Annotated in this window: 22 protein-coding genes; 11 read left to right on the top strand and 11 right to left on the bottom strand. The window is 64.5% G+C overall.

The features are described 5' to 3' along the window. Window positions 1-496 precede the first annotated feature (496 nt). Both AB7008_RS38920 and AB7008_RS38915 read right to left on the bottom strand, forming a co-directional pair. The gene (locus AB7008_RS38920) at window positions 497-1,339 is read right to left on the bottom strand and encodes an AAA family ATPase (protein ID WP_028152332.1); all 843 of its coding nucleotides are present in this window, start codon (window positions 1,337-1,339) and stop codon (window positions 497-499) included. Between the two features lie 92 nt (window positions 1,340-1,431). Next, window positions 1,432-1,677 (bottom strand): GlsB/YeaQ/YmgE family stress response membrane protein, encoded by a 246-nt coding sequence (locus tag AB7008_RS38915; protein ID WP_028152331.1) that lies wholly within the window; start codon window positions 1,675-1,677, stop codon window positions 1,432-1,434. Between the two features lie 123 nt (window positions 1,678-1,800). Between AB7008_RS38915 and AB7008_RS38910 the strand changes: the two genes are divergently transcribed. The 3 genes from AB7008_RS38910 to sseA all read left to right on the top strand — a co-directional run bounded on the left by AB7008_RS38910 (window position 1,801) and on the right by sseA (window position 4,493). Continuing rightward, window positions 1,801-2,976 (top strand): vWA domain-containing protein, encoded by a 1,176-nt coding sequence (locus tag AB7008_RS38910; protein WP_028156289.1) that lies wholly within the window; start codon window positions 1,801-1,803, stop codon window positions 2,974-2,976. Between the two features lie 56 nt (window positions 2,977-3,032). Continuing rightward, the gene (locus tag AB7008_RS38905; RefSeq protein ID WP_014492863.1) at window positions 3,033-3,446 is read left to right on the top strand and encodes a rhodanese-like domain-containing protein; all 414 of its coding nucleotides are present in this window, start codon (window positions 3,033-3,035) and stop codon (window positions 3,444-3,446) included. A 195-nt stretch (window positions 3,447-3,641) separates the two neighbouring features. Next, on the top strand, window positions 3,642-4,493 hold the full coding sequence (gene sseA, locus AB7008_RS38900; RefSeq protein ID WP_304491141.1) for a 3-mercaptopyruvate sulfurtransferase: 852 nt from the start codon (window positions 3,642-3,644) through the stop codon (window positions 4,491-4,493). A 2-nt stretch (window positions 4,494-4,495) separates the two neighbouring features. On the opposite strand, the gene AB7008_RS38895 is transcribed toward sseA, so the two are convergent. Then, on the bottom strand, window positions 4,496-5,278 hold the full coding sequence (locus AB7008_RS38895; RefSeq protein WP_304491140.1) for a hypothetical protein: 783 nt from the start codon (window positions 5,276-5,278) through the stop codon (window positions 4,496-4,498). Window positions 5,279-5,644: 366 nt separating this feature from the next. Between AB7008_RS38895 and AB7008_RS38890 the strand changes: the two genes are divergently transcribed. Then, complete coding sequence (locus AB7008_RS38890) at window positions 5,645-6,841, top strand: L,D-transpeptidase family protein (RefSeq protein ID WP_441260514.1); 1,197 nt, start codon at window positions 5,645-5,647, stop codon at window positions 6,839-6,841. A 57-nt stretch (window positions 6,842-6,898) separates the two neighbouring features. Here AB7008_RS38890 and AB7008_RS38885 read toward each other — a convergent pair whose 3' ends face one another. Next, complete coding sequence (locus AB7008_RS38885; protein ID WP_304491139.1) at window positions 6,899-7,861, bottom strand: D-2-hydroxyacid dehydrogenase family protein; 963 nt, start codon at window positions 7,859-7,861, stop codon at window positions 6,899-6,901. Window positions 7,862-7,994: 133 nt separating this feature from the next. After that, window positions 7,995-8,210 carry a hypothetical protein gene (locus tag AB7008_RS38880; RefSeq protein ID WP_248879524.1) on the bottom strand — a complete coding sequence of 72 codons (216 nt, stop codon included), beginning with the start codon at window positions 8,208-8,210 and terminating at the stop codon, window positions 7,995-7,997. 236 nt (window positions 8,211-8,446) lie between these two features. Between AB7008_RS38880 and ettA the strand changes: the two genes are divergently transcribed. Continuing rightward, window positions 8,447-10,096, top strand: a complete 1,650-nt coding sequence (ettA, locus tag AB7008_RS38875; RefSeq protein WP_041953184.1) for an energy-dependent translational throttle protein EttA — start codon at window positions 8,447-8,449, stop codon at window positions 10,094-10,096. Window positions 10,097-10,103: 7 nt separating this feature from the next. Beyond that, the gene (locus AB7008_RS38870; RefSeq protein ID WP_441260513.1) at window positions 10,104-11,330 is read left to right on the top strand and encodes a lytic murein transglycosylase; all 1,227 of its coding nucleotides are present in this window, start codon (window positions 10,104-10,106) and stop codon (window positions 11,328-11,330) included. Between the two features lie 99 nt (window positions 11,331-11,429). On the opposite strand, the gene AB7008_RS38865 is transcribed toward AB7008_RS38870, so the two are convergent. Together AB7008_RS38865 and AB7008_RS38860 are read right to left on the bottom strand one after the other, a co-directional pair. Then, on the bottom strand, window positions 11,430-11,711 hold the full coding sequence (locus AB7008_RS38865; RefSeq protein ID WP_014492871.1) for a hypothetical protein: 282 nt from the start codon (window positions 11,709-11,711) through the stop codon (window positions 11,430-11,432). 211 nt (window positions 11,712-11,922) lie between these two features. Then, a complete protein-coding gene (locus tag AB7008_RS38860; protein ID WP_304494259.1) occupies window positions 11,923-12,249 on the bottom strand; it encodes a hypothetical protein in 327 nt (108 codons plus the stop codon). A 134-nt stretch (window positions 12,250-12,383) separates the two neighbouring features. Between AB7008_RS38860 and AB7008_RS38855 the strand changes: the two genes are divergently transcribed. The 3 genes from AB7008_RS38855 (at window position 12,384) to bfr (ending at window position 13,733) form a co-directional block, all read left to right on the top strand. Beyond that, the gene (locus AB7008_RS38855; protein ID WP_441260512.1) at window positions 12,384-12,680 is read left to right on the top strand and encodes a hypothetical protein; all 297 of its coding nucleotides are present in this window, start codon (window positions 12,384-12,386) and stop codon (window positions 12,678-12,680) included. Window positions 12,681-12,841: 161 nt separating this feature from the next. Continuing rightward, window positions 12,842-13,114, top strand: a complete 273-nt coding sequence (locus AB7008_RS38850; protein WP_028156298.1) for a (2Fe-2S)-binding protein — start codon at window positions 12,842-12,844, stop codon at window positions 13,112-13,114. 130 nt (window positions 13,115-13,244) lie between these two features. Further along, a complete protein-coding gene (gene bfr, locus AB7008_RS38845) occupies window positions 13,245-13,733 on the top strand; it encodes a bacterioferritin (RefSeq protein ID WP_014492874.1) in 489 nt (162 codons plus the stop codon). A 172-nt stretch (window positions 13,734-13,905) separates the two neighbouring features. Here bfr and AB7008_RS38840 read toward each other — a convergent pair whose 3' ends face one another. Further along, window positions 13,906-14,508, bottom strand: coding sequence for a pyridoxamine 5'-phosphate oxidase family protein (locus tag AB7008_RS38840; RefSeq protein WP_028156299.1), 603 nt, complete (start codon window positions 14,506-14,508; stop codon window positions 13,906-13,908). A 170-nt stretch (window positions 14,509-14,678) separates the two neighbouring features. Here AB7008_RS38840 and AB7008_RS38835 point away from each other — a divergent pair, with 170 nt between their 5' ends. Beyond that, the gene (locus AB7008_RS38835) at window positions 14,679-16,115 is read left to right on the top strand and encodes a S8 family peptidase (protein ID WP_441260511.1); all 1,437 of its coding nucleotides are present in this window, start codon (window positions 14,679-14,681) and stop codon (window positions 16,113-16,115) included. Between the two features lie 45 nt (window positions 16,116-16,160). Beyond that, entirely contained in the window at window positions 16,161-16,403 is a 243-nt protein-coding gene (locus tag AB7008_RS38830) for a hypothetical protein (RefSeq protein WP_028156300.1), read from the top strand. Window positions 16,404-16,408: 5 nt separating this feature from the next. Here AB7008_RS38830 and AB7008_RS38825 read toward each other — a convergent pair whose 3' ends face one another. The 3 genes from AB7008_RS38825 to AB7008_RS38815 form a co-directional block, all read right to left on the bottom strand. Beyond that, complete coding sequence (locus tag AB7008_RS38825) at window positions 16,409-16,762, bottom strand: hypothetical protein (protein WP_028152315.1); 354 nt, start codon at window positions 16,760-16,762, stop codon at window positions 16,409-16,411. 166 nt (window positions 16,763-16,928) lie between these two features. Beyond that, window positions 16,929-17,270 (bottom strand): MmcQ/YjbR family DNA-binding protein, encoded by a 342-nt coding sequence (locus AB7008_RS38820; protein ID WP_441260510.1) that lies wholly within the window; start codon window positions 17,268-17,270, stop codon window positions 16,929-16,931. Between the two features lie 18 nt (window positions 17,271-17,288). Continuing rightward, window positions 17,289-18,350 carry an alpha/beta fold hydrolase gene (locus AB7008_RS38815; protein WP_441260509.1) on the bottom strand — a complete coding sequence of 354 codons (1,062 nt, stop codon included), beginning with the start codon at window positions 18,348-18,350 and terminating at the stop codon, window positions 17,289-17,291. Between the last annotated feature and the right edge of the window lie 121 nt (window positions 18,351-18,471).

The following is an 18,471-nucleotide window of genomic DNA, read 5'->3' as shown; positions in this document are numbered from 1 at the left end:
ACCACTGCGCAGGGAAGGCCGTGTGTTGGGCTTCACCTGTATGCTGTTGTGCGGTCTCTTTTGCGCTACACGCGCACGGCAGACCGCAGGTGCCGCCGGCACCCGGCCTTCCCTGCGCCCTCTGTCTCTTGGGGCGAGGAATGAAGCGAAGCTCGGGCGAGATGAGCCGCGAGGCTGTGAACGCATGTCTGCAATTGAAGTGCGAGTCGGAGAACGACGCCGTTGCCCCTTGCTCCGTCATTGCGGGCGCAGCGAAGCAATCCAGACTGTTTCCGTGGAGGGATTCTGGATTGCTTCGCTGCGCTCGCAATGACGGTGGGGAGGCAGGCGTGTGCCACACTCTCACTGTCATCGCCCGGCTAGACCGGGCGATCCAGTATTCCAGAGGCTGATGTGATTGAGCCGAGAAGCCGCGGCGTACTGGATGCCCCGGTCAAGCCGGGGCATGACCCCGGTGGTGCGGCTGCAGCGGAGCGCTATCGCGCGACTGCGTGCCTCAAACTTCCCTTCTGCTCAAAAACGCCAGCCGCTCGAACAGGTGCACGTCCTGCTCGTTCTTGAGCAGCGCGCCGTGCAGCGGCGGGATCAGCTTGCGCGGGTCGCGTTCGCGCAGTTGCTCGACGCTCATGTCCTCGTTGAGCAGCAGCTTGAGCCAGTCGAGCAGCTCCGAAGTGGACGGCTTCTTCTTCAGGCCGGGCACCTCGCGCACCTCGAAGAAGATGCGGAGTGCCTCTTCCACCAGGCGCTTCTTGATGCCGGGGAAGTGGACGTCGACGATGCGGCCCATCGTGTCGGCGTCGGGGAACTTGATGTAGTGGAAGAAGCAGCGGCGCAGGAACGCGTCCGGCAGCTCCTTCTCGTTGTTGGAGGTGATCATCATGATCGGGCGCTGCTTGGCCTTGATCGTCTCGCCGGTCTCGTAGACATGGAATTCCATGCGGTCGAGCTCGAGCAGAAGGTCGTTCGGAAACTCGATGTCGGCCTTGTCGATCTCGTCGATCAAGAGCACCGGGCGCTGCTCGGCGGTGAAGGCTTCCCACAGCTTGCCGCGCTTGATGTAGTTCCTGATGTCGGAGACGCGGGCATCGCCGAGCTGGCTGTCGCGCAGGCGCGACACCGCGTCGTATTCGTAGAGGCCCTGCTGCGCCTTGGTGGTGGACTTGATGTGCCAGGTCAAAAGCGGCGCGTTCAGCGCCTTCGCCACTTCCTCCGCCAGCACGGTCTTGCCGGTGCCGGGCTCGCCCTTGATGAGCAGCGGGCGCTCCAGCACGATCGAGGCATTGACGGCGACCTTGAGATCGTCGGTCGCAACATAGTCCTTGGTGCCGGTAAATTTCATCGCGCGTCCTTGTTGGTCGTCGGCCGGGCATCGCCCTGGTCCAACAAACGGAACGGCCGCTCATGGCGGCCGTTCCTGGTTCGGTCAGGCTTTCAGACCCGTTTTATCAGCGAAAGGATGACGAGCACAATCACCGCGCCGATGGTGGCATCCACGATGGCGCCGATCGTGCCGGTGGCCAGCGCAATATGCAGTTGCGGCAGTACCCAGCTCGCCACCAGCGCGCCGATGATGCCGACGACCATGTTGCCGATCAGCCCAAATCCCGCCCCATGGACAATCTTGCCGGCAAGCCAGCCGGCGATCGCGCCAATGATGAGCGCTGCGAGAATTCCCATTGCAAACGTCCCCAAAACAACCCCGTGAGACGGTCAATTCTAGAGCAAAAAGCCGACCGGTCCAGCGTCCCGCGGCGGGCTCGGCCCCTTGACGTTCGCCCCCCGACGGGCAATCTGTTACCCATGTTCCTGCAATTCTTCACTTCTCTGCGCGACGCGCAGGTCCCCGTGACGCTGCGCGAATACCTCACGCTGATGGAGGCGCTCGACGCTGATCTGTCGGACTATTCGGTCGAGAATTTCTACTATCTGTCGCGCACCTCGTTGGTGAAGGACGAGCGCAACCTCGACAAGTTCGACCGCGTCTTCGGCACGGTATTCAAGGGGCTGGAAAGCCTGCTCGACGCCATGGAGAAGGCGGAGATCCCCGAGGAGTGGCTGAAGAAGCTCGCCGAGAAATACCTCAGCGAGGAGGAGAAGAAGCAGATCGAGGCCATGGGCTGGGACAAGCTCATGGAGACGCTGAAGAAGCGGCTCGAGGAGCAGAAGGGCCGGCACCAGGGCGGCTCGAAGTGGATCGGCACTGCCGGCACCTCGCCGTTCGGCGCCCACGGCTACAATCCCGAAGGCGTGCGCATCGGCCAGGAGAAGAACCGCAACAACCGTGCCGTGAAGGTGTGGGACAAACGCGAGTTCAAGGATCTCGACGGCAATGTCGAGCTCGGCATCCGCAACATCAAGGTGGCGCTGCGGCGCCTGCGCAAGTTCGCGCGCACCGGCGCGCCTGATGAGCTCGATCTCGACACCACCATTCGCGAGACTGCCAATCACGGCTATCTCGACGTGCACATGCGGCCCGAGCGGCGCAATGCGGTGAAGCTGCTGGTGTTCTTCGACATCGGCGGCTCGATGGATTCGCATATCGAGCAGGTCGAGGAGCTGTTCTCGGCGGCGAAGAGCGAGTTCAAGCACATGGAGTATTTCTACTTCCACAACTGCCTCTATGAGGGCGTGTGGAAGCAGAACAAGCGCCGCTTCACCGACCGGACGCCGACCTGGGACGTGCTGCACAAATACCCGCACGACTACAAGGTCGTGTTCGTCGGCGACGCCTCGATGTCGCCTTACGAGATCATGGTGCCGGGCGGCTCGGTCGAGCATGTCAACGAGGAGCCGGGCTCGGTCTGGCTCGACCGCATCATCCGTACCTATCCGCATACGGTCTGGCTCAATCCGGTGCAGCAGAAGCACTGGGACTATTCGGAATCGACCACCATCATCAAACGTATCTTCGCCAACCGCATGTACCCGATCACGATCGAGGGGCTCGAGGGTGCGATGAAGGAATTGACGCACTAGCTGCACGCGCCGTCAGTCCGGACGGCCGCGCCGCGGCCGACAAGAGGGAGAACCACATGCCCCAGACCATCACCCGCGGCATCAAGGCGCTGATCGACGAGGCCAATGCCGAGATCGAGACGCTCAACGCCAAGGAGGCCATCGAGATCTCCAAGAACGGCGACGTCGTCATCGTCGACATCCGCGACCCCCGCGAGATCGAGCGCGACGGCCGCATCCCCGGCGCGTTCGCCTGCACGCGCGGCATGCTCGAATTCTGGATCGATCCGCAGAGCCCCTACGCAAAACCGATCTTCCAGGAAGACAAGAAATTCGTCTTCCATTGCGCCGGCGGCCTGCGCTCTGCGCTCGCGGCGAAGACTGCCAAGGACATGGGCCTGAAGCCCGTCGCCCACATCGCCGGCGGCTACGCCGCCTGGCGCGATGCCGGCGGCCCGGTGGAGCAGTGGGAGCCGAAGAAGAAGGGGTGAGGGCAGTCACTGCTCTCTCCACCGTCATTCCCCGCGAAGGCGGGGAATCCAGTACGCCGCGGCCTATCCGTTGAATCACAGCCGTCTCGGAGTACTGGATCGCCCGGTCAAGCCGGGCGATGACAGCTGAGTTTGACGCGCGCTGCCTCGATCTCACTCGCGCTTCGCGCGCCCCGGAATGACAAGGAAAGACCAATGACCACCGACCCCCTCGTCTCCACCGAATGGCTCGCCGCCCACATTGGCGACGCCAACGTCAAGATCCTCGACGCCAGCTTCAAGCTGCCGGGCGTGCTGCCGCTGCCGAAGGACGATTATCTCGCAGCCCATCTGCCGGGCGCCGTGTTCTTCGACGTCGATGCGGTGTCGGATCATTCCAACCCGCTGCCGCACATGTATCCGAGCGCCGAGCAGTTCGGCCGTGACGCAGGCCAACTCGGCATCTCCAATGCCGACACCGTCGTGCTCTACGATGCCGGCGGCTGGGTCGCTGCGCCCCGCGCCTGGTGGATGTTCCTGGCCTTCGGCCACAGCAATGTACGCATCCTCAATGGCGGGCTGAAGAAGTGGCGCGCCGAGGGGCGTCCGGTCGAGAGCGGCGAGGTGAAGCCGAAGCCCGCGACGTTCAGGGCGAGCTACGATTCAAAACGCGTGCGCAGCATGCAGCAGCTGATCGCTAACGTCGAAAGCCGCAAGGAGCAGGTGATCGACGCACGCGCCGCCGACCGCTTCGAGGGCCGCGCGCCCGAGCCGCGCGCGGGCATCCGCTCCGGCCACATCCCCGGCGCCCGCAACGTGCCCTACAATCAGTTGTTCGATGCCGCGACCGGCACCATGAGGCCGCTCGACGACTTGCGCGCCGCCTTCGCGAACGCTGGCGTCAAGCTCGATGCGCCGATCGTGACGAGCTGCGGCTCGGGCGTGTCCGCCGGCGTGTTGACGCTCGCACTCTATCGCCTCGGCATCACCGACACCGCGCTCTATGACGGCTCGTGGTCGGAATGGGGCCAGGCCGGCGGTCCGCCGGTCGCGACCGGGCCGGCGTAACCTTACTGGCGCGTGCGTGTGGCCGTTGTCGCCAGCATCTGCGGCTGACCGAACGGATCATAGCTCTGCCGCAGCTGCTGAGGCGGAGGACGCCGCACCATGCGGTGCCGCTTCTTCGCCTTCGCCTGCTGCTTGGTCGCCTTGCTGTCCGAGGCGCTGCTGTCCGCCTTCGCGTCCCGCTTGATGTCCCCCTTGGCCTTCGCCGGCGCATCCTGCAAGGCCGTCGCCGCCGCATCGTTCAGCGCGGCCACCTTGGCCGGGGCAATGTCGGGCGCCGGGGAGGCGAGGGCCGCACCGGGATCAGCCGGCGCCGGTTCGCTGGCGGTCACGGCAGGCGTGGCCTCGGGGATCGATGCCGTTGTGTCGGCCGGGGTGAGTGTGTCGGCCGGAGCCGGCGCGATGGCTTCCGTCGTGGCCTCGGCCTGCACCGGTTCGGCGGCCGGCGGCGCGGCCTCGGTGACCTGCGGCGGCGCGTCGGGCTCGGTCGTCAGGGCGGCCACCTGTTCGGGCTCGTTCACCGGCAAGCCGATGGTCGGCACCCGGTCGCGCAGCGATGGCGTGGGCTCGGCGGCCGCTTCCGGCTCGGCGCGGAGCGCCGCGAGCACCGGCTGGGCCGGCTCCGGGCTTTGCGCAAACACCTTCTCCTGCGGGCCGTTCCGCCAGGAGGGGTTGCTGACATACTGCTCGTGGGTGGCCCGCAGCAGTGCGGCGGCACCTAGTCCGAACACCAGGATGGAGGTTGACAGCAGGATCGCGGCAAACAGGAAGCGAAAGCCGGGAAGCATCGGACGGGTTGCGAATTTCCGCCCCGGCGGGTGGCGGCCGGGACCCAAGAGCCATCTGAACGCGGTGACGGTACTGATTGCCGTTCGCCACGCCGGGACAGAAGCTCAAAGCGGAGGCGAATCAGGCTGATTCGAACATATCGCAACGCCTCCGCGCCGTTCCCTTAAATTCGGGGCCGGAGACTCCGGCAATCCACGGCCCGATGCGATTTCCGCCCCGTGATGCAACGGGGCAACTGTGTGCATCTGCATCACAAATCGCTAACTCAGGCACAAATCAGCCTGTAATGTCTTGAATGTGCCGCTATCTTCGGTCATCTGGCCGTTAAAGGTCCGGATGGGCTCGGGGACTATACAAGAGCGATGATGATCAAACATTTTCTGACGATATGCGCTGCCGCAACAGTCGCTGCGGCGGGAACCTCGCTCGCACAGGCTCAGAGCTATCCGGTCCAGCAGGCGCCGAGCTATGGCGCTCCGGCCGAATATCGCCCCGGCGACCGCACGCCGAATTTCGACTCGCTGGATGATGAAGACGACGCGATGCCGCAGGCGTCGCTGCCGCCGCCTGGTCCGGCCGACGATCCCCGCTACGGCCGCCCGGCTGGCCCTCCGCCGGTCTATTCCGCCGCCCCGCCGCAGGGGCCGGTGATGTCGCCCGATGATCCGCGCTATGGCCGTCCGGCTGGTGCTCCGCCGGTCTATTCTGCGGCGCCCCCGCAGGGCCCCGTGATGTCGCCCGACGATCCCCGCTACGGCCGCCCCGCCGGCCCGCCCGCGGTGATCTATGCCGATCGCCCGGGTCAGGCACCCGGCAGGGACGGCCTGCGTCCGCCGGAGGCCATTGGCGGCCCCGCCGCGACCGGGACGGTCCAGTCCGGTCGGCCGGCCGTCGGTGCCGACGGCCGGCCGATGACGATCGCTTCCCTGCCGCCCGAGGAGCAGCCCGACGCGGCTCCCGCGCAGCTGGCGCCGAACCTGCGCCGCCAGGAGGTCTCGTTCCAGACCAAGGAGCCGGCCGGCACCCTCGTGGTCGATACGCCCAACACCTATCTCTATTACGTGCTCGGAGGCGGCCGTGCGATCCGCTACGGCGTCCGCGTCGGCCGCGACGGCTTCACCTGGACCGGCGTGCAGAAGATCACCCGCAAGGCCGAATGGCCGGATTGGCATCCGCCGACCGAAATGATCGAGCGCCAGCCCTATCTGCCGCGCTTCATGGCTGGCGGCCCCGGCAATCCGCTCGGCGCGCGCGCGATGTATCTCGGCTCGACCGTCTACCGCATCCACGGCACCAACCAGCCTTCGACGATCGGCAAGTTCGTGTCGTCGGGCTGCATCGGCATGCTGAACGAGGACGTCTCCGACCTGTTCGACCGCGTCAAGGTCGGCACCCGCGTGGTGGTGATGCCGGGTGGCCCGCCGCCGGGAACGGCGACTGCCTCCGCTGCGCCGACGCCGGGCGCTGCCGGTCCGGCTCCGATGGCCGCGCAGGCCGGCCCCGTCCCGGGCACCCAGCCGACGGTGGTGCCGCCGCTGCCCGCGCCGGTCACCGTGCGCTAGGCGCTGCGAGACAATTCAGATCAGTGAAGGGCGTGCCGTCGGCACGCCCTTTTCGTTTCAGGCCAGCTTGCGCGGCAGCTCGCGCCCCCCGGTGAAGGCGTCGATCGCCTCGACCATCTGCCCGTAATGGATGCGCAAGCCGTCCTCGGTGGCGTAGCCGAGATGCGGCGTCAGCACGAGATTGTCGAGCTTGCGGAAGGGATGGTCGACCGGCAGCGGCTCGACCGAGAACACGTCGATGCCGGCGCCCGCGATCTTGCGCTGCTGCAAGGCCTCGAGCAGCGCCTGCTCGTCCACGATCGGGCCGCGCGCGGTGTTGACGAGGAAGGCCGTCGGCTTCATCCGCGCGAGATCGGCAGCCCCGACCAGTCCGCGCGAGCGATCGCTCAGCACTACATGGATGGTGACGATGTCGGCCTTGGCGAACAGCTCCTCCTTGGTGGCGTAGCCGACGCCGGCTGCCGCGCACTTCTCCGGCGTGAGGTTCGGGCTCCAGGCGATCACGTTCATGCCGAATGCTTTCGCGATGCCCGCCATCTTGCTGCCGAGCTTGCCGAGCCCGACGACGCCGAGCGTCAGCCCCTCGATCTCGACACCGGCAAAGGTCTGCCAGGGCTCGCCGGCATGCATGCGCGCATTCTCGCGGCCGATGCCGCGGGTCAGTTCGAGGATCAGGCCCATGGTCAGCGGCGCGGTCGGATCGCGGGAGTATTGCGTGCCGCCGATGGCAACGCCTTGCGCCTTCGCCGCCTCCATGTCGATCGAGGCGTTGCGCATGCCGGAGGTCAAAAGCAGCTTCAGCTTCGGCAGCGACGCGAACAGGCTCTTGGGGAACGCCGTGCGCTCGCGCATCGCGCAGATGATCTCGAAATCGGCCAGCGCGCTCGCCGCGGCCTGCTCCGAGGCAAAGGGATGGCTGAACACGGTGACGTCGACGCGGTCGGACAGTTTTTGCCAGTCGGCGACGTCGAGGGCGAGGTTGAAATAGTCGTCGAGAATTGCACAGCGCAGCCGCGTCATCAGCTTTCATCCATGGCGAGAGGTGTCGGCGCCAGGCGGAGGGCGCCATCGTCGGAACCTGGCTATGGTTGCGCGCAATCGCGCCCGCGCGCAAGCAGCTGACGTGTTCAAAAATCCGATAGGAGAGGAGGGCTCAGAGTTCGCGGGGCTTGAGGCGGAGCGGCGTGTCCATGCCGTGCTTGGCGCGCCAGGCGGGGCCGGGCCCACGCATGTAGTGCAGCTCGGGGCGGTAAGGGTTGAAAGCGGTGGCGAAGAAACGCTTCCAGAAGCCCTTGATCTCCGTGACGAGTCCGGAAGCGCTACCGGCTCGTGCCGGAACGGCTATGGAATTGGTCTCGATCAGAGCCATGATGCGGCCTCGCTGTTCTCCCCGCCGCTTCTGCCGCGGGTGGCGTCTTTTTCGGCGCCATGACGAGCTTTGGCCCACTTTATTAAAAAATGGTTTCAATTGTCCGGATCGGCGGCCGGATGGTGTCCATTCCGTATTGATCCGTGGTGAACGGAGGGAAAACATTGCCCTTTGAGGGCGGGATCGTTACATCGGCGGCAAGCAAATTTCCTCAAATCGAAGGTTTCACGGGACCGATGGCGCGCCAGTTCATCTATTTCATGCAGGGCCTGACCAAGAGCTACCCGACCCGGAAGGTGCTCGATAACATTCATCTGTCGTTCTACCCGGACGCCAAGATCGGCGTGCTCGGCGTCAACGGCTCGGGCAAGTCGACGCTGCTCAAGATCATGGCCGGCCTCGACAAGGAGTATAACGGCGAGGCCTGGGTCGCCCAGGGCGCCCGCGTCGGCTATCTCGAGCAGGAACCGCATCTCGATCCGGCGCTCTCCGTGCGTGAGAACGTCATGCTGGGTGTCGCCAAGCAGAAGGCTATCCTCGATCGCTACAACGAGCTGGCGATGAACTATTCGGAAGAAACCGCCGACGAGATGACCAAGCTGCAGGACGAGATCGAGGCGCAGGGCCTCTGGGATCTCGACAGCAAGGTCGACCAGGCCATGGACGCGCTGCGCTGTCCGCCCGACGATGCCGACGTCACGAAACTCTCGGGCGGTGAGCGCCGCCGCGTCGCGCTATGCCGGCTGCTGCTCGACCAGCCCGAGCTGTTGCTGCTCGACGAACCGACCAACCACCTCGACGCCGAGTCGGTGTCTTGGCTCGAAGGCCATCTGCGCACCTATCCCGGCGCGATCCTGATCGTCACCCACGATCGCTACTTCCTCGACAACGTCACGAGCTGGATTCTCGAGCTCGATCGCGGCAAGGGCATTCCCTACGAGGGCAACTACTCGTCCTGGCTGGTGCAGAAGCAGAAGCGGCTCGAGCAGGAAGGCCGCGAGGACGCCGCGCATCAGAAGACGATCGCACGCGAGCAGGAATGGGTCGCGTCCTCGCCGAAGGCGCGTCAGGCCAAGTCCAAGGCGCGCTATCAGCGCTATGAGGAGCTGCTCAAGCAGGCGAGCGAGAAGCAGACGCAGACCGCGCAGATCATCATCCCCGTCGCCGAGCGGCTCGGTGCCAATGTCGTCGACTTCGAAGGCCTCAGCAAAGGCTATGGCGATCGCCTGCTGATCGACGATCTCACCTTCAAGCTGCCGCCCGGCGGCATCGTCGGCGTGATCGGCGCCAACGGCGCCGGCAAGACCACGCTGTTCAAGATGATCACCAAGCAGGAAACGCCGGACAAGGGCATGATCACGGTCGGCGAGACCGTGCATCTCGGCTATGTCGACCAGTCGCGCGACGCGCTCGACGGCAACAAGAACGTGTGGGAGGAGATTTCCGGCGGCAACGAGCTGATCCTGCTCGGCAAGAAGGAAGTGAACTCGCGCGGCTATTGCTCGTCGTTCAACTTCAAGGGCGCCGACCAGCAGAAGAAGGTCGGTGCGCTCTCCGGCGGTGAACGCAACCGCGTGCATCTCGCCAAGATGCTGAAGTCCGGCGCCAACGTCCTGCTGCTCGACGAACCGACCAACGACCTCGACGTCGACACGCTGCGCGCGCTCGAAGAGGCGCTGGAAGATTTCGCCGGCTGCGCCGTCATCATCAGCCATGACCGCTGGTTCCTCGACCGCATCGCGACCCACATCCTGGCCTTCGAAGGCGACAGTCACGTCGAATGGTTCGAAGGCAACTTCCAGGACTACGAGAAGGACAAGATGCGCCGGCTCGGCCAGGACAGCATCATTCCGCATCGCGTGAAGTACAAGAAGCTGACGCGGTGATGAGGTCATGATGCGGCGGGCGCTCATAGCTGCGGTGATCACCATCATCTGCGGCCTGTCGCCCGCCCGCGCTGCCGACGCCGCCTTCACGCAGTTCATCGCCTCGCTCTGGCCGGAGGCGCAGGCCGCCGGCGTGTCGCGCGCGATATTCGATGAGCAGACGCGCGGGCTCGAACCTGATTACAAGCTCCCCGATCTCATCTTGCCCGGGCGGCCGGCCACCGGTGCGCCGTCGCAGGCCGAGTTCGTGCAGGTGCCGGCCGACTACGTCAAGGAAGCCTCGATCGCGCGGCTTGCGGGCGAGGGGCAGCGGCTGCTGCAAAAATATCGTCCGGCGCTGAGCGAGATCGAGAAGAAATCCGGCGTGCCGGCCACCGTCATGCTCGCGATCTGGGGCCGCGAGACCGATTACGGCCGCTACACGCTGCCTTACGATCTCGTGCGCGTGCTGGCGACGCAGGCCTATGTCGGGCGACGCAAGGACACCTATCGCAACGAGTTCATCCTCTCGCTGAAGATCCTCGGCGAGGGCGTGGTGACGCGCAAGGACATGCGCTCGTCCTGGGCGGGTGCCACCGGGCTCACGCAATTCCTGCCGTCCGAATATTACAAGCACGGTGTCGACTTCGACGGCGACGGCCGCATCGACATCTGGCATTCGGTGCCGGATGCACTGGCCTCGGCCGCGCAGCAGCTCGTCAACAAGGGCTGGCAGAGCGGCGTGCGCTGGGCTTACGAGGTGCAGGCGCCGGCCAAGGTCGATTGCACCAGCGGCGTGCCCGAGGTGACGAAGCCGATCGGCCAGTGGCTGCGCGAAGGTTTTGTGCCGGTGCGTGGCGAGAAGCTGAGCGCTGCCGAGCAGGCGCAGCCGGCCTCGCTGCTGCAGCCGGAAGGTATTTACGGCCCGTCGTTCCTGACGACGAAGAACTACTTCGTCATCAAGGAGTACAATTTCTCCGACCTCTACGTGCTGTTCGTCGGCCATCTCGGCGACCGCATGACGAGCCCGCTGCCGTTCGCGACACAATGGGCGGCCTCCAAGCAGCTGCGCACCAAGGACGTCGAGACCATGCAGCGCGGGCTCACGCGCGTCGGGCTCTACAAGGACAAGATCGACGGCAAGGCCGGGATGCAGACGCGCGCGGCGCTCGGCGCCTACCAGAAGTCGGCAGGCCTCAAGGTCGATTGCTGGCCGAGCGAAGAGGTGCTGCGCTCGATCCAGGCGGCGCGGTAGCGGCCTCAACTCTTCGCCAAAGAAAAAGCCCGGCCGAGATGCTCGGCCGGGCTTCGATCGCGGCGCGGATGCGCCATGCGATCGGATCTTGCGATCAGATCAGTAGCAAACGCGAACCGGGCGGACGACCCAGCCGTAACCGTCCCAATAGCGCTGGCGCTGCCAGTAGCAGGGCGCGGGCGGCGGGGGCTCGGCCACGTAGACCGGTCCGCCATAGGCGGGACGGCTCGACGCGATGGCGCCACCGACGATGGCGCCACCGATCAGGCCGGCTGCGATGCCGGCGCCGACGCCGTCATGGGCCTTCGCGGACGGAGTGGCGGTCACCAGCGAACCGGCGATCGTCGCAACCGTGAGGGCGGCAACAAAAGTCTTCTTCATGCTCTTGGCTCTCCTGGGAGATGGACGTCCCTTGTTAGGAGCGTCCGGGTTTCAAAGGTTCACGCACACTCTGATGAAATCGACCGTGCAGCTAGGAAGCGCGCAATTGGTCAATCCACGGTAAACGCGCACGGAGCTGTGACGAGAAAAAGCGGTCTTTTTCAGGCCCGGAGATGAACGGCGCGTCCGTAGCGAACTGGTTCAGCGCGCCTCAGCCACAGACTCTGACGCGGCGGGAGCGCCAGGCGTAGCCATCCCAGAAGCGCTGCCGCTGCCAGACGCAGCCGTCACCGTAATAGTCGTCGGCGACATAGCCGGGACCCGGCGCGTAGTAGCGGGGCGGGTAATAACCGGGGCCATAGGAGTAGCCCGGACCGGGTCCGTAATAATACGGAGAAGCGAGCGCGCCGCCGACAATGGCGCCACCGATGATCCCGGCGGCCACGCCGGCGGCGACACCACGCTGTGCGTGGGCCGGTGTCCCGACCGTGAGGGCCAGGGTGGCGACGGCGACGACCGTCAGGAGCGACTTCTTCATTGGCTTGACCTTTCGCACGAACAGGCGGGAACTCTTTGGGGGTAAAGTTCCATACTTCGTTTGAATGATCAATGAACGGCACCTTCGCCGGGGGCGACCAATTAATGGATCGCAGGTCCGCGAGGGAGACGACAATGGGCAACGCGATGATGAGTACTTTGATCGCTGCCGGGGTCGTTTTCGCGATTGGCTATGGCTGGTTCACCCATCTTCAGAACCGCGGTCGGCGCTCGCGCGCGGCTGCCCGCAATGACGGAGGAAGTGGCAGCGACGGCTATTCAGGGGCTAGCGACGGCTTCTCGCTGGGGAGTTGGTTTTCCAGCGACAGTTCGGGGAACTCCAGCGACAGCTGTTCCAGCAGCGATAGCGGTAGCAGTGGCGGGGATTGCGGCGGTGGCGGCGATGGTGGTGGAGGCGGTGGCGGTGACTAGGTCCGCCAAAATCTTGATCCAGCGCAACGCCCTATTTTAGAGCCGTTCTAGGCTGTTTCCGAGCCAGTTTGGAATAGCTTCAAATACCGGTTTTTCCCTTTGCATCCGGACGGCCCCTTAAATATCGATGATGACGCATCACCGAAGGGCCTGCCGCTTCCATGATCGTTTGTTCCTGTAACGTGCTGAGCGATGACGACATCCGAGCCGCGGTCGCCGAGTCCGACGACGCCGTACGTCATGCCAAGCAGGTCTATGGATGCCTCGGCTGTAGCGCCGAATGCGGCCGTTGCGCCCGTACCATCAAGACCATCATCGACGAAACGCTTGGCCCCTGCGCCAAGTCCTGCTGCTCGGGCTGCCCGCACAGCCACACCGTGGCCGCCAATGACGAGACGGCCGAGCTCACCCAGTTCGCCCTCGCGGCCTGCTGAAAACTTCCGCAATTTCGGCTGAGCTTTTCCCGGCTGCGTCCCCGTGGCCGGTTGCTCTCGTCCTTAAACTGATTTAGAAGCATTCTAAAGTCGGTTAGGGCCGATTTGGACGCAAGATTTGGAGTGCATCATGCAGGGCGACGCAAAAGTCATCGACTATCTCAACAAGGCGCTGCGCCACGAGCTGACTGCAATCAACCAATACTGGCTGCACTACCGCTTCCTCGACAATTGGGGCCTGCGGGACATGGCCAAGGTCTGGCGCAAGGAGTCCATCGAGGAGATGGAGCACGCTGACAAGCTCACCGAGCGGATTCTGTTCTTCGACGGCTTCCCGAACATGCAGGTGCTCGACCCCCTGCGCATCGGCCAGAACGTCAAGGAGATCATCGAGTGCGATCTCGCCGCCGAGATGAGCGCGCGGGCGCTCTACCAGGAGGCCGCCGGCTATTGCAACGGCGCCAAGGACTACGTCACGCGTGACCTGTTCGAGAAGCTGATGAGCGACGAGGAGCACCACATCGACTTCCTCGAAACCCAGCTCGACCTGATCGGCCGCATCGGCCTCGAACTCTACACGCAGAAGCACGTCGGCGGGCTCGAGGGCGAGGGGCACTAAGCTCCAGCGTTGGCTCTCTCCTTCGTCATGGCCGGGCTTGTCCCGGCCATCCACGTTTGGCCGTGCGACGAAGACGTGGATGCCCGGGCCTTCGCCTCGCCGAAGCGACTTCGGTCGCGCAGGCGGGACTAGCCCGGGCTTGACGGTTCTTTTGAGCGGCGAACGCTCTCACCTACAACTGCGTCTTGTAGCGCTCTTCCACGATCTCCTGGCTCTCCGGCTCCCCTAGGCCCGTCTGGTCGTGAATGACCTGGCCGATGCTGGGCATCACCGAACGCTGCACCTTCTCCGGTGACCACAGCTTCGAGCGCATCAGCGCCTTGCCGCAGTGGAAATAGACTTCGCTGACCGCGACGTTCAGCACCGCGCGCGGCGGCTTGCCGAATTCCACCATCGATGCGAGCAGATCCGGATCGGCCGAGAGCGTGCCGCGTCCGCCGACGCGCAGCGTCTCGTCGATGCCGGGGACGAAGAACAGCAAATGCACGAAGCCCGAGCCTTCGACGACGTTGCGAAAACTGTCGATCCGGTTGTTGCCGGCACGGTCGGGCATCAGCACCTGGTTGGGGCCGGCGACATGGACGAAGCCCACCCCTCCGCCGCGCGGCGATGCATCGACGCTGCCGTCGACGCCTGACGTTGCAAGCACGCAGAACGGCGACATCTCGATGAATTTCTTCGCATGCGCATCGATCGCGGGACGCGCCTTTGCGATCACGCGTGGGCTCGGCTTGGCATAGATGGTGGCGAGGTCTTCGGCGCAGAGATCGGTCACGAAGGTCTCCCTGATTGAGGGGCACAGGATAGCATTCTCCGGCTCGACCGCTATCCCCGAAATAGCAGGTGCGGCCCGGTGTAGCCACGGCACGGCGCAGGTGGCGTAGACCAGAAATTTCGCTTATAACGGGTGTCGTATTTTGTTGTTTTTCAAGCGAGGAATTCGTCATGGCCCCAACGCAGGCAATGCGGGTCGCGGGCGATCGGCCGCGCCGTCGCAAGCATGTCCCGGGACAATTGATCGTTCGGTTGAAGCCGGCCGCTGCCCGGCAGATCGCGGCAGCCTCGCTTCGGGCGACCACGTCACGCGCGCTGATGGCTGCGATGCCCGACGACGTCAGAGGTCCGATCGATTTCCTGCGCGACAATTTCGGGCTTCAGTCGATGAAGCCGCTGTTCGTGGTCGGCGACGATGAGGCACCCGCGCAGCCCCAGGCGATGGCTTTGGCCGCGGTCCATCGCTCGATAGCACGCTCCGCAATGGCGCCGCCGCGGGAGGCGCTGGCCGGATTTCAGATCGTGCAGTTGAAGGACGGGAAGGTCGATGCAGGCATCCTGAAGCGCCTGCGCGCCTCCAGGGCGGTGGATCTGGTCGAGCCCGTTCCCAACCGGTGGCTCAGTGCCGCCGCCGATCCCATGAAGATCCGGCAGTGGGGCCTTCGCGCCATCAGATGGTTCGATCGACCGCGGCCGGGTGCGGGGCGGGTTCATGTCGCTGTGCTCGATAGCGGTGTCGACGCCGGACATCCCGATCTCGTAGACGCGATCGAGGACTATAGGCACGACGGCAACGGAGCGCGTGATTTTCTCGGTCATGGCACCCATGTCAGCGGCACGATCGCGGCCGTGGTCAATAATTCGGCCGGTATCGCAGGCCTGGCCAATTGCCGGTTGCACTGCTGGAAGGTGTTCGACGATCCCAAGCGCGCAGGCGACGACGAGAATTTCAACTTCGATTTCTACAGCAAGGCGCTTGCGGCCGCGCTCGATTCCAACATCAAGGTCATCAACCTCAGCATTGGCGGCGAGGACCATTCAAAGACGGAAGCAACGGCCTTCGCCGAACTGATCGATGCCGGCGTCATCATCTCCACCGCGATGGGGAACGAGTTCGAGGACGGCAATCCGAAGGAATACCCGGCGGGCTACGCGGACACGATCGGAGTTGGCGCCGTCGACGAGTCCCATCGGCGCGCCTCGTTCTCCAATACGGGGAAGCACATCAAGCTGGTCGCGCCGGGTGTCAACATCCTGTCGACGGTGCCCCGGGTGAAGGCAAGCTTCGCCGACCATATCAGCTACGATTCCTGGCCTGGGACGTCGATGGCAACACCGCATGTGACGGGCGCCGCTGCACTCGTCTACATCAACAAGACGAAATCCAGGGCGGCCGGTCTTGCGGTTGCCAGGCGCCTGATCGCGACTGCGACCAAATTGCCGGCGATGCGAGGCAAGGATTTTACGCCGGAGTACGGCGCCGGCCTGCTGGATGTTGCCGCTGCGCTCGGCCGCGCGAAACCTGCAAGCAAATCGGGCAGGAAGACTGCCAAGAAAGCTGCCAAGAAAGCTGCAAAGGCGAAGTCGGCGAGAAAGGGACGAAAATAGATTCCGCGACCTTGATCGGGCGCCGCGAGCGGCTAGCTTTGCATCATGTCCGTGCAATTCAAATTCCACGACCATGTCGATCAGCGCCGACGGCGCATGATCATCAAGACGCTCGGCGATGCCGGCTACGCCGCCGAGAGCCTGTTTCCGGGACAGAAGCGGCAAAACCTGGCCGCGATCTTCACCGTCGCCGAGGCCGACGCCAAATCCGTTCGTGCCGCGCTCGACGATTTCGGCGATGACATCGAATATGTCGAGGCCTCGCCCAAGCGAGACCTCAAGGCCTGAGCAGCTTACACCGCATCGGCCGGCACGAAGCAACTGATGATGATGGCGCCGCGGTGGTGGACGTACCACACTACGGCTTGGCCGACCGGATTGCCGCGATCGCGGATGATGGCGCGCTCGGGCACCTCCATCCACTGTCCCTCGATCGGTACCCAATAGGTGCCGCCTCGCACATCGTAGTCGGTGCGATGGCCGTCGGAGATGTCGCAGCAGGGCACGCCGTTCGGCGCGATCACGCTCTTGAACCAGGCGCGGATGTCGGGCGGCACGTGGTCGTATTGGCCGTTGTCGAACGCGAACGCGGCGCTCGTCTGTGCCATCGTCGCGGCCAGCCAAACGCACAGCGCGAGCCTGTGCATGCGATCCTCCGTCGCGTTCGATTCGTATCGTTGATGCGATTAAGCCCGAGCTGTCAGCGCAATGCATGCTCAAATAATATGCGGCGTGAGAGGCGCCGGCATATGATGCGTTGCGGTATGGGCGGCCGGCCAGACGCACAGTGCGAACCTGCGTGTACGATCCTTCCTATCGTGTCTCGAGCGATGCAAGCAGCGATTTCGGCGCGACATTGCGCCATGCCATCTCGAGTGCGCTCCGCAACGTCACCTGGTCGATCTTCGCCAGCTTCACATTCGTGCTGCCGCTCCTGCCCCAGGCGCCGGGGACCGGACGAAACATCTCCGGTTCCGCGTCGACGAGCATGGCCTGCTGGTCGGGGGTGAGTTTCACCATGCCCCATTTTTCATCGGGATAGCCCAGCGTCGCGAACACGCGCTTGCCGACGCGAAAGTCGGCATGGCCGTGATGTGCGCCCTCGATGACGCCGGGAAGCGCCAGCGCAGCCTTGCGAAAGCGAGCGTTCGACATACTGTCTCGCTGCTCGTCTCACATCGTCCGCTGCGGCGCGGTTTGCAGCAACTGCCTGATTTGCTCGACGTAGAATTTCGCGTTGCCGGTGGTGCCGTGGCCGCGCGTCTCGGTGCTCGCGGGGATCAGATACAGCTTGCCGTTCTTGACCCGCTTCATCGCGGCGTCCGTGATGCCGGTCTCCGGTGGGTTGCGCTCGTCGTCGGCGGAGTTGATCAGCAGCAGCGTCGCCTCGATCTGCTCGAGCTTGTCGCCGGCATTGTAGTCTTGCGAGGAGCCCCACTGGTAGAGGAAGTCGTTGGCATCGGACGTGATCGGTGTCGCCAGCCGTTCGTCGACGATCTTGTCGGCCTTGGCCGCGGTCGGCGCCTGCTGCTGATAGGCGAGCGTGCCGCCGATGCTGGCGATGCCGTAGGCGGTGATGGCGTATTTCATCATGCGCGGCTGGCTGGTGTAGTTGCCGCCATTGTAGTCGGGATCGTTGCTGATGGTGTCGAGCATGATCCGCCGCATCATCCAGTTGCGTGAGGCCATCTCCGTCGGCTGCGAGGCCATCGGCACCAGCGCGTCCATCTCCCGCGGATATTTCTCGCCCCACAGCCAGGTCTGCATGCCGCCCATCGAATTGCCGATCACGAGCCGCAGATGCTTGACGCCGAGGCCTTCCTTTACGAGGCGATGCTGCGCCTCGACCATGTCGTCGTAATTGTATTTCGGGAAGCTCGTCTTCATGCCGTCGGACGGTTTTGACGATTTGCCGTGGCCGATCGCGTCGGGAATGATGATGTAATATTTGGACGCGTCGAGCGGCTGTCCCGCGCCGAACAACTCGCCGGCGAAGGCGGCCGACAGCATGCTGGCGCCCGAGCCGCCGGTGCCGTGCAGCACCAGCACGGGCAGGCCTGAGGGCTCACCGACGGTGGTGTAATGCAGCTTCAGCTCCGGCATGGTCTCGCCGGTGTGCAACTTGAAGTCCTTGGCGATCCAGTCGCCTTGCTTTGGCGCTGGATAATCGGCGGCCATAGCCGGCATTGCGATGGACAGCAGGATGGCCGCTAGCGCCGCGCAAGACGTTTTCATGTTTCTCTCCCCATGCGGCTCATGGTCGGCGGCCGCGTTGGACGCGATCTTATCAGCTGGTCGCGGAGGATCGAGACCGCACCCATCGTCGCCCCCGAAAAACATTCCCCGATGGTGCGGC

Source organism: Bradyrhizobium sp. 521_C7_N1_3 (assembly GCF_052075975.1).
Taxonomy (GTDB): domain Bacteria; phylum Pseudomonadota; class Alphaproteobacteria; order Rhizobiales; family Xanthobacteraceae; genus Bradyrhizobium; species Bradyrhizobium japonicum.
This window is presented reverse-complemented; position numbering and strand designations above follow the sequence as displayed.